Origin of the sequence: Lactobacillus sp. ESL0260, assembly GCF_003692935.1 — a bacterium.
In the GTDB taxonomy this organism is placed as follows: Bacteria; Bacillota; Bacilli; order Lactobacillales; family Lactobacillaceae; genus Lactobacillus; species Lactobacillus melliventris.
This window is the reverse complement of sequence record NZ_REHO01000010.1, coordinates 163,418-176,794: the sequence shown is the minus strand read 5'-3', so window position 1 is coordinate 176,794 and position 13,377 is coordinate 163,418. Positions and strand designations below refer to the sequence as shown.

Sequence of the window (13,377 nt, the reverse complement as noted above, 5' to 3'; positions counted from 1 at the left end):
ATGATCTGATGATATTAACATAAATTTAACTTTCTAACGGATTTTTCTCATTATTGGCTTCTTCTTTATAATCGCCGTTCGGACAAAGAACAACAGGTCCCTTTTTATTTCTCTTTTCAATGAGAAAATGACCGCAGTTGGGACAGTTACGGTTAATCGGTTTATCCCAGGAAACAAAATCACAATCCGGGTAGCGCGAACAACCATAAAACTTACGGTTACGCTTAGACTTTTTCTCAATAACGTCACCCTTGCCACATTTAGGACAGATAACGCCCACCTTTTTCACTATTGCTTTGGTGTTACGACAATCAGGAAAACGAGAACAAGCATAAAACTTACCATAACGTCCCATTTTAATAACCATTGGTGCACCACAAATGTCACAATTAAATCCTGCAGGCTCATCCTTAATTTGCACCTTTTTAATACCGGCAGCGGCTTTGTCTAATTCTTTTTTAAAGGGATGGTAATATTCATCGATGACTTTAACCCAGTTTTTCTTACCCTCTTCGATTCCGTCAAGGTCATTTTCAAGTTGGGCCGTAAAATCGATATTGACGATATCAGGGAAAAATTGCTCAATTAAATTGTCTACGATCTCCCCCAATTCGGTTGGTACAATCGCTTTACTATCCAATTTCACGTAATAACGACGCTGAATTGTATCAATAGTAGGCGCATAAGTTGAAGGCCGACCGACACCATTTTCTTCAAGCGCGTGAACTAAGCTTGCTTCGGTATATCTAGCAGGTGGCATGGTGAAATGTTGCTTGTTATCTGATTTAGTCAGTTTGACTTCATCGCCATTATTTAATTCCGGCAGTTCAATATTGGTTTCCTGCTGGTTATCATAAACCTTGGTAAACCCGGCAAATTTCATTTTAGAACCGGTTGTTCTATAAATTACTCCATTTTGAGTAATATCTGCTCTTACCGTATCATATACAGCAGGAGTCATTTCACTGGCTAAAAAGCGAGACCAAATTAACTTATATAAACGATACTGTTCAGTTGTTAAAACGGATTTAAGCGACTCTGGTGTGCGATAGACGCTAGTTGGTCGAATTGCCTCGTGGGCATCTTGAGCATCTTCTTGATTTTTAAAATGGCGAGCCCCTTTGGCAGCGTATTCTTTACCATATTTCTCGTTTAAAAATCTTGAAGCTTCAGCCTGCGCCACCGGAGAAGTACGTTTAGAGTCTGTTCTCATATAGGTAATTAGACCAACAGTGCCCTGCTTACCCAGACTAATTCCCTCATACAATTGTTGAGCAATACTCATTGTTCTCCTAGTACGATAATTCAAGCGCTTATTGGCTTCCTGCTGCAAAGTGGATGTAGTAAACGGAGCAGCTGGTTGGCGCCGGCGTTCACGTTTAACCACATTCTCAACTTGAAAAATTTTCTTTTTATCGACTTTAGTTAAAACATTTTGTACAGCATCATTATTCGGCAAATCAGTTTTCTTGCCGTTTATCCCCCAGAATTGACCCTTAAAAGTCTTGGCCGCTTTTTTGAATTCAGCGTCAATTGTCCAGTATTCCTGGGGCTTAAAGTTCTTGATCTCTTTTTCCCGATCAATCACCAGCTTTAAAGCAACTGACTGAACACGTCCAGCACTCAAGCCTTTTTTAACTTTTTCCCATAAAATAGGAGAAAGAGAGTAGCCCACAATTCTATCCAGAATTCTCCTGGCCTGTTGCGCGTTAACAGTATCCATGTCGATGGTTCGAGGATTTTTAAAACTGTTTTTGACGGCATCTTTAGTGACTTCATTAAAAGTAACTCGATTTTTGTCTTTTTGGTCTAAATTAAGAACATGGGCAACGTGCCAGGCAATGGCTTCACCTTCGCGATCGGGGTCGGACGCTAAATAAACATCTTTAGCTTTTTTAGCTTCAGACTTAAGTTCCTTAATGGTATCGCCCTTACCCCTAATTGAAATATACTTTGGCTTATAATTATTGTCGAAGTCAATTCCCATCTGTGATTTAGGTAAGTCACGAATGTGTCCTTTTGAAGCGATAACACGATAATTACGCCCCAAATATTTTTCAATAGTTTTAGCCTTTGCCGGAGACTCAACTATGACTAATGTTTTTTTACGTTTCTTTGGCTTTGATTTAGTAGGCATCAAAAGCCTCCTCATTAAATTCTTTTTTAAATACTTAATTGAGAATAGAATATTTAACTACTAATTGTCAAATCTTTCAAGTTAGAAATCAAAATTAGTAATGGGATAAGCTCCTGCTTGAATGAGTTTATTAGGTCCTTGAGAAAGCTCACTGGTAATTGGACCCGGAACAGCATAGATATTACGATTTTCTTGTAAAGCTAAATTAGCTGTAATTAAAGACCCAGATTTTTGCTTGGCTTCTGTGACAATTACACTTTCAGCTATACCAGCTAAAATTCTGTTTCGTTGAGGAAATCTGAATGGCTTAGGCGGAGTATCTGGTAGGTACTCACTTAGTATTAACCCATTTTGTGCAATCTGTTCCTGCACATGACAATTTACCATGGGATAATAATGATTTAAGCCATTACCTACCACCGCTATTGTTTTACCATGATATTTTAATGTTGCTTTGTGTGCCATTACATCTACGCCTTTGGCCAAGCCACTGGCAATTACATAATCATTTTTTATTAAGTTAGGTACAATCTTATTCAAAACAATACTGCTGTAACTGGTCGCCTGCCGTGAGCCGACTATTGTTACGATGTTTTTTTGCAGCAATTGTACATTACCTTGTAAAAATAAAATTAACGGTGGCTGGTATATTTGACGTAAGTTCTCAGGATATTCAGAATCAAAAAAACTGATAATTTGACATTGTTTTTCTACTCTTTTAATCATTTTATCTGCATGCATGTCATTATAAGCATTAATGCAGGTTTTAATCAAGCTGCTTGTCAAATCCAAATTTTTGATAGTTTGAATAGTGACCTCATCAACATTTAACTGACTCGCAACTCGTAACATCTTAACATAACCGATGTTTTTTTGTAATTTCAGGCGTAAAAGAAAGCTGGTAATTTCCATAAAAAAACCTCCTATATACAAATACGTAAAAAGGAGGAATATTTTTTATTGATAAAAAGAATTTACAGGTGCAAAAGTTTTGCGGTGAATTGGACATGGCCCGTATTTTTTGAGCGCTTGAATATGAGTTTGAGTGCCATAACCAGCATTTTCCTCAAAATGGTATTCCGGATAAATTCGGGCATAGTCCGCCATCAACTTATCCCGGAAAACTTTAGCTACAACCGAGGCTGCGGCAATAGAGTTTGACTTAGAGTCTCCCTTAATTAATCGAACCTGAGGTAGATTAACCGGTACTTGCATGGCATCAACCAGCAAGGCATCAGTTTTAACATGTAAATCCTTTACCGCTTCAGCCATTGCCAACCGGTCTGCCTCGTATATGTTTACTTCATCTATAATCTCAGGACTTTTAACTCCAATTGCCACATCAACTGCTTTTTCTAAAATTAATGGATATAATTCTAAACGCCGACTGGCGCTTAATTTTTTAGAGTCATTAACATCAATTAGATCAAAACTGTTATCAATGACTACAGCAGCTGTTACCACCGGACCGGCTAATGGACCTCTGCCCACCTCATCTACGCCAGCAACTATTTGGCTTTTTGCCCAAAACGTTTTTTCATATGCAAATCTTTTTAAAAAAGCCGCTTTTTTCTTAGCTAATTTTTGCTGACGATTATTGTAACTAAGTAGTAGTTTCTGGACGCCGACACGCGTATCATTTTTCAAGATACTTAAATCTTCTGGACTAACTGCACCCTTAGCAAGTAATTTTTTAATTTCTCCAATCGTCATATGCGATCTAATGTAATCCTTCCTACTTTTCCCTTGCGCAACCTTTGTAGTAGGTACATAGAAAAGCGATCATAATCATCACGCATGCCGTATTCTTCAGTTAATGCCAATAACAAATCTGTGTCATTAATTCGTTCAATTTCAGCTTTTGGTGTACGAGCAAACTTACTTAAACCGTTCAAATAGTGTTTGCGCAATTTTGATAAAACAAATAAAGCTACATCATCGGCACTAAAGACAGTATCCTTAATGGCACCAAGAGCGGCAAGCTTTAACCCAACTGTTTGGTCTTCAAACTTAGGCCATAAAATACCTGGAGTATCTAAAACTTGAATATTTTCAGTAGTTTTTAACCAATTTTGACCCTTTGTTACTCCCGGTTTATTACCAACTTGAGTCACATTTCGGCCTACAAGACGATTAATAATGGTTGATTTACCACAATTAGGGATGCCGGCAATAGCCACTCTAATCACCGGGCTGACTGCCCCTTTTTGCGTTAACTTATTAATTTTATTAGCAGCAGCTTTTTTAATCATTTTCACTAATATCTGCATATTGGTGTTATGAAGAGAATCCAAAGCCATCACATATTTTCCCTTGGTGGTAAATTTCTTTTGCCATCTTTTAGTCATTACTGGATCAGCTAAATCTGCCTTATTTAAAATAATTAAGTGTGGCTTATCTCCCACCAATTTTTCGATCATTGGATTACGTGAGGATTGAGGAATTCTTGCATCCAAAACTTCAACGATGACATCAATCAAGCTCATTTTATCTTCAAGTTGATTCCGGGCTTTATTCATATGCCCCGGATACCATTGAATGTTAACCATTATCTGCCTTTCCCAAACTAAAATGGCTTCAAATTTCAAGGAAGCCTTAAATTAATACGTCATCTTTTCACGATACATTTGATATGCTTTATCAAAAATGCTCATACTTGGTAAATAGCCAGCGTTGAGCTCAAGATAATCAGATAACTTCTCATAATTCTGTTCTTGTTTAGGAAAAGTCTGATCATTTTGTGCGTTATTGGCAAATTGTGCAACTTCATCATTTGAATCAGCATTGCGCTGAGTCATCAAATAACGATAAAAACTTTCTCTATAGGCCAATTTCTACTCCGTATAATACAAAATTGCGTAAGCACCCATCCCTGCGTGTGTAGCAATAATAGGACTGGTTTCTCTCACCAAAACATCTATTTTGGAATTGATATCTTTAATTTTCTGGGCTAAATCAAGAAGCTTCTGCGGCGTATTACCATTAGCGACATACGATATGCCAACTTCTTTAATTTTTTCTTTATTAGCTTCGATCTCATCTAAAATGCGCTTATCAAAAGCTAAAGAGAACTTCTTGCCGCGACCTTTTTTAGCAATTTTCAAATGGCCATTGGGCATCTGCAATTCAATTCTGATATTAAGCATGTTCACAATTTTGCCGGCTAAGGGACCCAAACGTCCACCCTTAATAACATTTTCTAAATTAACAACTAGTAAGTGTAAACGCTGAGTTTTTTTGATTTTTTCAATATGAGCTAAAATTTCAGGAATAGTTTTGCCTGCAGCTATATCGCGTGCAGCAGCCAAAACCTGAAAGCCTTCAGAACGATCCGTCAATTCAGAGTCAACAATATGAACCAGATCAGATTTACCCGTTAATTTCACAGCCTGACGAGCAGCATCAATTGTTCCGCTTAACACTTTGGCTAGAAAAATGCCGATGACCTCACTGCCATCTTTAGTCAGCTCATTAATGGTATCAACTATCGTTCCGATTGGTGGTTGACTGGTGGTTGGCAACTTTTTAGACTCGCTCATTTTTTGGACAAATTGCTGTCTGGTTATTTCCACTCCATCAATATAGGTATTGCCGTCAATTGTGACCGACAAAGGCACAACGGTAATATGATATTTTTTTATTTCTTCTGGCGTTAACTGCGCGGAAGAATCAGTCAAAATTTTAATTTCTGACAACGTACTCGCCCTCAATTCTGCTTAGATGTTCTCATTTATGATAGAATGTGAACTGTATTAATTATAAATCATTATAGCAAAAAAACTTGTAAATAAAAGAAAGCGAACAAACTGTTTCATGATGAAATTGCAAAAGTTATGGCAGGAACCTGCTCAAAGATCCAAAACATACTACTTAATAGATAACATTTTAAGTGCTGTCACCCATGGTATCGGCTTCTGTTTAGCAGTAGCAGGTCTGATTCTGTTAATCATTAAAGCAGTTTCAACCCATAGCCTCTTAAGAATCGTAACTTTTACTATTTATGGTTCCTGTTTGCTTCTGCTATATTTATTCTCTACACTTTTTCATAGTTTAATTTTTACCCGCGCCCGCAATGTTTTTCAAATTTTTGATCACTCATCAATTTTTCTGCTAATTGCTGGTTCGTATACCCCTTTTTCATTAGTCGCCATTGGTGGTAAATGGGGTATTTTACTGTTCAGTTTGGTTTGGATCATCGCTATATTTGGCATCATTTACTATATTTTTAATAGGGGTAAGCATGTAATACTTGATACTATTTTGTATGTCGCAATGGGCTGGCTCGTAATTTTAGCTGGCAACTACCTGTATGTCCGACTCAGTCCCACGGGATTTTGGCTTTTAGTTGGCGGTGGCGTAGCTTATACTGTTGGTGCCCTTTTTTACACAATGAAAGGTATTCCCTTTATTCATGTAATCTGGCATCTATTCGTTATTTTAGGCTCAACCCTAATATTTTTCTCCGTACTACTGTACGTTTGAATTACTTAATTTGCTCTAAATATTCTTGAATATCATCTTCAGAGTTGACTAATTCACCTGCAATGACTTTTTGCTTTATTTGATTAAGTATTTGGCCTAAGTTTGGTCCTGGCTTTACGCCATTAGCTATTAAGAATTGCCCGTCAATGGCAAGTTCAGACATTGATTTAATCGGCAATGCTGTATAGCGATCTACTAAAGCTTCAGAATTGATTGGTTGTCCTAAAATGTGAGCTACATCAATAGTGTTAAGAAGAGTCTCTTTACCAGCATTGAATAATTCAAGGTCAGAAGGAGATTTTGCAGAAATTAAGTCAAACAAATTTACAATTTTTTTAACTTTTTCCGTCATGGCATTTGAATTTTTCCAATCACGCATAAACTGAGTTATCTGATTATCAGTAATTTTCAATAAAATGATTATGATAGCCCACAAACTGGTTTCCATACTTGGGTTAAATTTCAGTTTGGGATAGATCCCCAGCAACTCACTTTTACCAGCAAAATCCGGCACACCCTCACTTAATTTCGTCCGTAAAAACACTTTGAAAGCTGCGCGTGAGTTCATTCCGGTACCCATTTTGACAAACTCATCACGAATTCGTTCAACTGAAATTTTGGGCAATAGTTGATGCATATCCATTACGGCTTTTTCAGTTTGAGGTTCCAGATCAAAACAAAGCTGACTCATAAAGCGAACAGCTCTCATCATTCGTAAGGCATCTTCATGAAACCTCTTCATTGGATCTCCTACTGCTTTAATGAGGTGTTTTTGTAAATCCCCTATGCCGTTGAAAAGGTCAATTATTTCACCTTTTCTATTCATCGCTAAAGCATTAATGGTAAAATCACGCCTTTTTAAATCTTCAGCTAAATTTTGCACAAAAGTAACGTGATCGGGTCTGCGAAAGTCCTGGTAACCTGATTCTGTTCTAAAGGTAGTTATTTCATAGCTTGAACCGCCATGCAAAACGGTAACTGTACCATGCTTAATTCCGGTATCAATTGTCTTAGGAAAAAGCTGTTTAACTTCTTCTGGATAGGCACTCGTGGCAATATCAATGTCGTGTATCGGCCTTTTTAAAAGCAGGTCGCGAACAGAACCACCAACAAAATATGCTTCGTAATTTGCTTGTTCTAACTGTTGAAGTACCGGAAAAGCTGCGGTAAAAATAGCTGGTAAATTATTTATTTTCATCATTATTAAATCAACTCATTTATTAGTTTTTTTGTTTTTAATTTATGGTAGGCTAAAGGTAATGGTTTAGAAAAGAAAGTTTTTATTATGCAAAAAATTAACAAAAAAAGCATCATGGAACTGTTAATGATTATGATTGGCTGTGCGATTTATGCTCTCAGCCTTGACATGATTTCAGTACCAAATAAACTCACAGATGGTGGTATTAGCGGTATTACCTTGCTATTAAGACACTTCTGGGGCATTAACATGGGATTATCGTCCTTGCTGCTTAATATACCGCTAATCATCTTAGGATACCGTTTTATGGGCAAAAGACTATTGGCCTATACTATATGGGGAACATTATGGCTGTCCTTTTTCCTATGGTTCTGGCGCTTAATTCCTATTATATCTCAATTAAACCTAGAACACGACCTCTTCTTGTCAGCAATTCTGGCAGGCACCCTTTCTGGCATTGGGTTAGGGTTAGTTTTTCGTTTTAATGGCACTTCAGGTGGTACAGATATTATCGCCAGAATTATTCAAATGAAATATGGCATATCTTCTGGCAAAGTTCTACTGTTTTGTGATACCATTATTTTATTATCTTCATTAACGTACCTAGACCTCAAACATATCATGTATACGCTAGTAGCCGCGTTTATTCTGTCACGTGTTATGGACGCAGTTCAACAGGGTGCATATTCTGCACGTGGTCTGCTTATTATTTCTGATCATTATCAAGAAATTGCAAAAATGATTGACTTAAAGCTGGATCGCGGCTTCACCTATCTTGAGGCTCGTGGTGGTTATAAAAAAACTAAAAGACCAGTAATTTACTTAGTAGTTTCTCCCAGAGAAATTCCCCTAGTAAAAGAATTAATAGCTGCTGAAGATCCCAAGGCATTTGTCAGTGTTATTGAAGTTCATGAGGTTTTAGGCGAAGGCTTTACTTATAAACAAAAAAGCCACCACCTGCTGATTAGGAAATAGCAGCATAAAGATTTAAAAAAGGCAAATAACTCAAGTTTTTCGTAACTAGTTAATTTGCCTTTTTAAATTATTAAATCTAAGGTGGATGATTACAAAACTTTTTTAAAAAAATCCAGATACTTATATTAATTGAGCAATTATGACAATAATTCATCATACATTTCCTGCATCTCAGTATCTTCGGGTTCGAGTTTTAGATATGCTTCTAATAATTCTCTTACGATATGTTGGGAATTAGGTTCGGTATTAAAAAATAGTAGCATTTGTTTTAAAAAAGCACTATTATTTTTAAATTCAGGATAGGCTAATAAAAATTCACTTTTTGCTTTTGCACTTTGATCTAAATTTTGGTAAGAAAGTGCTAAATTCCAGTGAACCTGTGGTTCCAAATCTTCAGCGTCAACCTGGGCAAAAAGAGCAATATTTGCTTCATTGTCGTTTTCTCTAACGTAAAGATTAGATAGCTGCAAACGCAAATCAAAGTTTTCAGGAAGTTTTTTTATTCCTTTTTGTAATAAATTTCTAGCTGTATCTAAGTCATTCAATTTTACAGCTGCTTGTGCTCCTTTTTGATAAAGGACGGGGTCAAGTTCGTTATACGCAATTCCTAATTGCGCTGAGCGTAATTCTTGTTCATTATCATTTTTATGCTCATATGCCGTAGTTAACAACCTATAGGCATTAACATAATCAGGACTTTGATCGATTACTTCGTTCAAATACTTGATTGCCTGATCGTCTCTATGTAGTGTTAACATTACTAAGGCAGCCTGATATTTACTGTCAATATCAAGAATATCATTGCCATTTTTAGCAATTACTTCTCCTGCCTCTTCATAACGTCCTAATTTGGCTAAAGTTTGAAACAGACGGTCATTTAAATTGACTTCACTAAATGTTTGATGACGTTTCAACAAATCTTGGTATCTCGAAAGTGCTTGTTCATAATGGCCACTTAGATAATCTAATTCTGCCAACCCAAACTTCACGACATCTTCATCAGGTGCAATTTTTTCAGCTTCTAGCAGTTTTTGATAGGCCGTTTCCAGTAGACCATTAGTTTGATAATAGTCAGCTTGAACAAGCAAACTGTCGAGATAGGCAGAGGAGCCAGGAGTAACATTATAAAGCAAAGTTAAGCCATCATCATCTTGACCATCATTTAATAATATCTCAGCTAAATAAATTTTAAATAAGTCTTCTTTGGGAAAACGGGCAATTAAACTGCGATAAATTTCTTTTGCTAGATCGGTAAATCCTAATCCCACCAAATTCTCAGCCAGTGATGCTAAAATCTCTGGTTTATCTTTGTCCAAGGCTTTTTGTAATAATGACTTTTCTTGAGAAAAATCTTGCCGCTCAATTGCGTCAAGCAGCTTTTCAGAATAGCTCATTTTTCATTCCTCCATTATTTTATTTTTTGCCGATCAGGTCAATCACACCTATAAATAATATCAAACAAAAAAGATGATGGCGAATTAAGCCACCACCTTTTAAATAAAGTCATTGAGCTATTTAACAGCTTCCTTAAGAGCTTTACCAGGTCTAAATGCAGGTACAACACTTGCTGGAATTTGGATTTCATCGCCTGTTTGTGGATTACGTCCTTTACGAGCTGCGCGCTTACGTACTTCAAAAGTACCAAAGCCAATTAATTGTACTTTTTTGCCTTTAGCAAGATCTTCTTGGATTGAACTAAAAATTGCATCAACTGCTGTAGCTGCATCTTTTTTAGTTAATTTAGCTTTTGCTGCAACTTCAGTGACTAATTCTGCCTTATTTGCCATTGGGAATTCACCTCCTGTAACTTGAATCTCTTAGTAAGATCCTTATTTAATTCCTCAATAGAGGAACAGGGAATAAATGATTATTAGCATCACTTTTTTCCTTGATTTCAAAATAGCACAAAACCCTTGATACAACAAGCAATTACCTCTAAAAATGTGATTTTTGTGTCTTTGGTAGATACAAACTATTTTCTTTTTCGAGCAATAATTTTTATAGGGGTGCCGGAGAAGTCAAAATTTTCCCTTAACTGGTTAATTAAAAAGCGCTGATATGAAAAATGCATTAATTCCGGATCATTGACAAATACGACAAAAGTTGGTGGATTAGTGGATACCTGTGTCATGTAGTAAACGCGTAATCTTTTACCTTTAATCATAGGCGTCGGAACTAACTTGCTGGTTTCTAGTAAGAGGTCATTTAACACGCTGGATTTAATTCTTTGTTGCTGATTATGAGAAACTCTTCGAACCAATTCGGGAATTTTCACCAGATTTTGCCCCGTTTTTGCTGAAACAAATAAAATAGGAGCGTAATCAAGATATTGAAATTCTGTACGAATAATTTGTTCAAAATCCTTGCCACTGTTACTTGTCTTTTTAGGCAAATCCCATTTATTGACAACAATAATAATCCCTCTACCAGCATCGTGGGCATACCCAGCAACATGCTTGTCCTGCTCTCTAATACCTGTGCTAGCATCAAGTACTAAGCAGACAACATCGGAATGTTCAATTGCACCCATTGCTCTCATTACTGAGTATTTTTCAGTCTTTTCGTAAACTTTTCCGCGTCGCCTTATACCAGCTGTATCGACAATTCTAAATTTAGTACCATCTATTTCAAAAGGGGTATCAACTGCATCGCGGGTCGTTCCCTCTTCGTTATTAACAATTACACGCTTTTCACCGACAAGACGGTTGACAATTGATGATTTTCCTACATTAGGACGACCTATTACACTAAAAGAAATTTGCTCCTGCTCATTTTGCTCCAAGTCTTTCGGCAGACTTTGCACTATTTGATCCAGCAAATCACCAATACCCGTGCCATGCACGCTTGAAACAGGAATAGGATCGCCAAAACCTAAGCTATAAAAATCATAAATGTCCATCCGCTGCTCAGGATTATCAGCTTTGTTCACAGCTAAAATCACTGGCTTCTTAGTTTGATAAAGCATTTGGGCAATGCGCTCATCAAGATTTGTAACGTGATTAGCGACATTAGTTAAAAAGATGATTACATCAGCTTCTTCAATTGCTATTTCAGCTTGGGCTCTTATTTCTTCTTCGATATTACTATTTTCCCAGGTTATTCCACCAGTATCAATCAAATCAAATTTGTGCCCTAACCATTCAGCTTGCGCATAATTACGGTCTCGAGTCACGCCTGGTTTATCTTCAACTATTGCTAACCGTTGATTAATAATCCGGTTGAAAAGCGTTGATTTACCAACATTAGGCTGTCCTACAATTGCAACTACGGGTAAAACCATTTTTCAGCCTCCTTTTACAAATAAAAAAACCGACTTAAGAGTCGGCTTTTTATTTAAATTAACGACGATCTTTTAATTGGTCACCTATGATGTCACCTAAAGCAAAGCCGCTGTCATCATTGTTCATATATTTTTTATTTACTGAATTGCGGTTATATGAACTGTGTGAACGGTTTCCTTCATTTTCAGAATTCTTTGGCTCAGCAGCCTTCATAGAAAGTGAAATGCGACGCTCACCAGGGTCAATGTTTAAGACCTTGACTTTAACTTTTTGACCAACCTTTAAAACATCACTTGGCTTGTCTACGTGTTTATATGATATTTCAGAAACGTGAACTAAACCTTGAATATTATCAGCAACTTCAACAAAAGCACCGAAGTTAGTTAAAGATTTAACTTCGCCTTCAAACACATCGCCTTCGTGTAAGTCAGCTGTAGCTTGTTCAAAAGGAGAAGGTTCAGTTTGCTTAATTGAAAGGGAGATGCGATGTCTATCATCATCAATACCAATTACTTTAACTTTGACATCTTGACCAGCCTTTAAAACATCGCTTGGCTTATCAACATGTTTATATGAGATCTCGGAAATGTGGACTAAACCATCAACACCGCCAACATCAACGAAAGCTCCAAAATTAGTTAAACGGGAAACCTTGCCTTCAACAACATCACCCACAACTAACTGTGATGCAACCTTGTCAAAAGCTTCTTCGCGCTCTTCTTCAATTAAATCTTTGTGAGAAAGGATTAAGCGGTTCTTACTTGGATCAATTTCAGTAATTTTAAGTTTCATAGTTTTGCCGATAAATGGCTTAAGATCTGAAACATAACGGTTAGAAATTAATGACGCAGGTAAAAATCCTCTAGTGCCTACATCTACTAACAAACCACCACGAACTGAAGAAGTAACTGTACCTTCAATTGTCTTTCCGGCTTCAAAATCTTTTTGCAGTTCATCGTAAGCTTCTCTTTCCTTCAAGCGGGTAACTGAGAAGAAGAATTCACCATTCTCTTTATCTCCGCCGGCTTTTCTTAAAACTAAAGCTTTGAGCTTATCGCCTGGTTTAACTGCTTCACGTAGGTCAACGTTGCGATCTGAAGTGTATTCACGACGAGGAATTACACCTTCAATACCGGCATTTTCAACACCAACATCGATTTGACCTTCTTCAACGTCTAAGACTTCAACATCTACAATATCTCCGACCTCAACTCCTTGCATTTGCTTTAATGCATCTAAAAATTGATTACTGTTTTCTGACATTATTTACCTCCCAATATCATACTCTAATTCTAAATGAAAGT

13 protein-coding genes are annotated in these 13,377 nt (G+C 36.9%); 2 read left to right on the top strand and 11 right to left on the bottom strand.

Features of this window, described 5'->3' with window-relative positions; all coding sequences use genetic code 11:
* Positions 1–25 precede the first annotated feature (25 nt).
* The 6 genes from topA to F5ESL0260_RS04560 form a co-directional block, all read right to left on the bottom strand.
* Complete coding sequence (gene topA / locus F5ESL0260_RS04585; RefSeq protein ID WP_122026040.1) at positions 26–2,137, bottom strand: type I DNA topoisomerase; 2,112 nt, start codon at positions 2,135–2,137, stop codon at positions 26–28.
* Between the two features lie 81 nt (positions 2,138–2,218).
* A complete protein-coding gene (gene dprA, locus F5ESL0260_RS04580; RefSeq protein ID WP_122026039.1) occupies positions 2,219–3,049 on the bottom strand; it encodes a DNA-processing protein DprA in 831 nt (276 codons plus the stop codon).
* A gap of 45 nt (positions 3,050–3,094) precedes the next feature.
* A complete protein-coding gene (locus tag F5ESL0260_RS04575; RefSeq protein WP_122026038.1) occupies positions 3,095–3,850 on the bottom strand; it encodes a ribonuclease HII in 756 nt (251 codons plus the stop codon).
* The gene (gene ylqF / locus F5ESL0260_RS04570) at positions 3,847–4,686 is read right to left on the bottom strand and encodes a ribosome biogenesis GTPase YlqF (protein ID WP_122026037.1); all 840 of its coding nucleotides are present in this window, start codon (positions 4,684–4,686) and stop codon (positions 3,847–3,849) included. The genes F5ESL0260_RS04575 and ylqF overlap by 4 nt, the downstream gene beginning before the upstream one ends.
* A gap of 51 nt (positions 4,687–4,737) precedes the next feature.
* Complete coding sequence (locus F5ESL0260_RS04565; RefSeq protein WP_046324806.1) at positions 4,738–4,968, bottom strand: YozE family protein; 231 nt, start codon at positions 4,966–4,968, stop codon at positions 4,738–4,740.
* A 3-nt stretch (positions 4,969–4,971) separates the two neighbouring features.
* On the bottom strand, positions 4,972–5,832 hold the full coding sequence (locus tag F5ESL0260_RS04560) for a DegV family protein (RefSeq protein ID WP_122026036.1): 861 nt from the start codon (positions 5,830–5,832) through the stop codon (positions 4,972–4,974).
* A gap of 121 nt (positions 5,833–5,953) precedes the next feature.
* Between F5ESL0260_RS04560 and F5ESL0260_RS04555 the strand changes: the two genes are divergently transcribed.
* Positions 5,954–6,619 carry a hemolysin III family protein gene (locus F5ESL0260_RS04555; protein ID WP_122026074.1) on the top strand — a complete coding sequence of 222 codons (666 nt, stop codon included), beginning with the start codon at positions 5,954–5,956 and terminating at the stop codon, positions 6,617–6,619.
* A gap of 1 nt (position 6,620) precedes the next feature.
* Here F5ESL0260_RS04555 and F5ESL0260_RS04550 read toward each other — a convergent pair whose 3' ends face one another.
* Positions 6,621–7,820 carry a CCA tRNA nucleotidyltransferase gene (locus tag F5ESL0260_RS04550; protein ID WP_122026035.1) on the bottom strand — a complete coding sequence of 400 codons (1,200 nt, stop codon included), beginning with the start codon at positions 7,818–7,820 and terminating at the stop codon, positions 6,621–6,623.
* Between the two features lie 84 nt (positions 7,821–7,904).
* On the opposite strand from F5ESL0260_RS04550, the gene F5ESL0260_RS04545 reads away from it, so the two are divergent.
* On the top strand, positions 7,905–8,792 hold the full coding sequence (locus tag F5ESL0260_RS04545; RefSeq protein ID WP_122026034.1) for a YitT family protein: 888 nt from the start codon (positions 7,905–7,907) through the stop codon (positions 8,790–8,792).
* Positions 8,793–8,929: 137 nt separating this feature from the next.
* Here F5ESL0260_RS04545 and F5ESL0260_RS04540 read toward each other — a convergent pair whose 3' ends face one another.
* The 4 genes from F5ESL0260_RS04540 to rpsA all read right to left on the bottom strand — a co-directional run bounded on the left by F5ESL0260_RS04540 (position 8,930) and on the right by rpsA (position 13,336).
* Positions 8,930–10,186 carry a tetratricopeptide repeat protein gene (locus F5ESL0260_RS04540; RefSeq protein ID WP_122026033.1) on the bottom strand — a complete coding sequence of 419 codons (1,257 nt, stop codon included), beginning with the start codon at positions 10,184–10,186 and terminating at the stop codon, positions 8,930–8,932.
* Between the two features lie 117 nt (positions 10,187–10,303).
* Positions 10,304–10,579 (bottom strand): HU family DNA-binding protein, encoded by a 276-nt coding sequence (locus F5ESL0260_RS04535; RefSeq protein ID WP_046324801.1) that lies wholly within the window; start codon positions 10,577–10,579, stop codon positions 10,304–10,306.
* A 185-nt stretch (positions 10,580–10,764) separates the two neighbouring features.
* A complete protein-coding gene (der, locus tag F5ESL0260_RS04530; RefSeq protein WP_122026032.1) occupies positions 10,765–12,072 on the bottom strand; it encodes a ribosome biogenesis GTPase Der in 1,308 nt (435 codons plus the stop codon).
* A 58-nt stretch (positions 12,073–12,130) separates the two neighbouring features.
* Positions 12,131–13,336 carry a 30S ribosomal protein S1 gene (rpsA, locus tag F5ESL0260_RS04525; protein ID WP_122026031.1) on the bottom strand — a complete coding sequence of 402 codons (1,206 nt, stop codon included), beginning with the start codon at positions 13,334–13,336 and terminating at the stop codon, positions 12,131–12,133.
* Between the last annotated feature and the right edge of the window lie 41 nt (positions 13,337–13,377).

Bases quoted from the DNA above. Each gene is read 5' to 3' on its own strand.
- topA (WP_122026040.1), bottom strand. From the start codon at position 2,137: ATGCCTACTAAATCAAAGCCAAAGAAACGTAAAAAAACATTAGTCATA.
- dprA (WP_122026039.1), bottom strand. From the start codon at position 3,049: ATGGAAATTACCAGCTTTCTTTTACGCCTGAAATTACAAAAAAACATC.
- F5ESL0260_RS04575 (WP_122026038.1), bottom strand. From the start codon at position 3,850: ATGACGATTGGAGAAATTAAAAAATTACTTGCTAAGGGTGCAGTTAGT.
- ylqF (WP_122026037.1), bottom strand. From the start codon at position 4,686: ATGGTTAACATTCAATGGTATCCGGGGCATATGAATAAAGCCCGGAAT.
- F5ESL0260_RS04555 (WP_122026074.1), top strand. From the start codon at position 5,954: ATGAAATTGCAAAAGTTATGGCAGGAACCTGCTCAAAGATCCAAAACA.
- F5ESL0260_RS04550 (WP_122026035.1), bottom strand. From the start codon at position 7,820: ATGATGAAAATAAATAATTTACCAGCTATTTTTACCGCAGCTTTTCCG.
- F5ESL0260_RS04545 (WP_122026034.1), top strand. From the start codon at position 7,905: ATGCAAAAAATTAACAAAAAAAGCATCATGGAACTGTTAATGATTATG.
- F5ESL0260_RS04540 (WP_122026033.1), bottom strand. From the start codon at position 10,186: ATGAGCTATTCTGAAAAGCTGCTTGACGCAATTGAGCGGCAAGATTTT.
- F5ESL0260_RS04535 (WP_046324801.1), bottom strand. From the start codon at position 10,579: ATGGCAAATAAGGCAGAATTAGTCACTGAAGTTGCAGCAAAAGCTAAA.
- der (WP_122026032.1), bottom strand. From the start codon at position 12,072: ATGGTTTTACCCGTAGTTGCAATTGTAGGACAGCCTAATGTTGGTAAA.
- rpsA (WP_122026031.1), bottom strand. From the start codon at position 13,336: ATGTCAGAAAACAGTAATCAATTTTTAGATGCATTAAAGCAAATGCAA.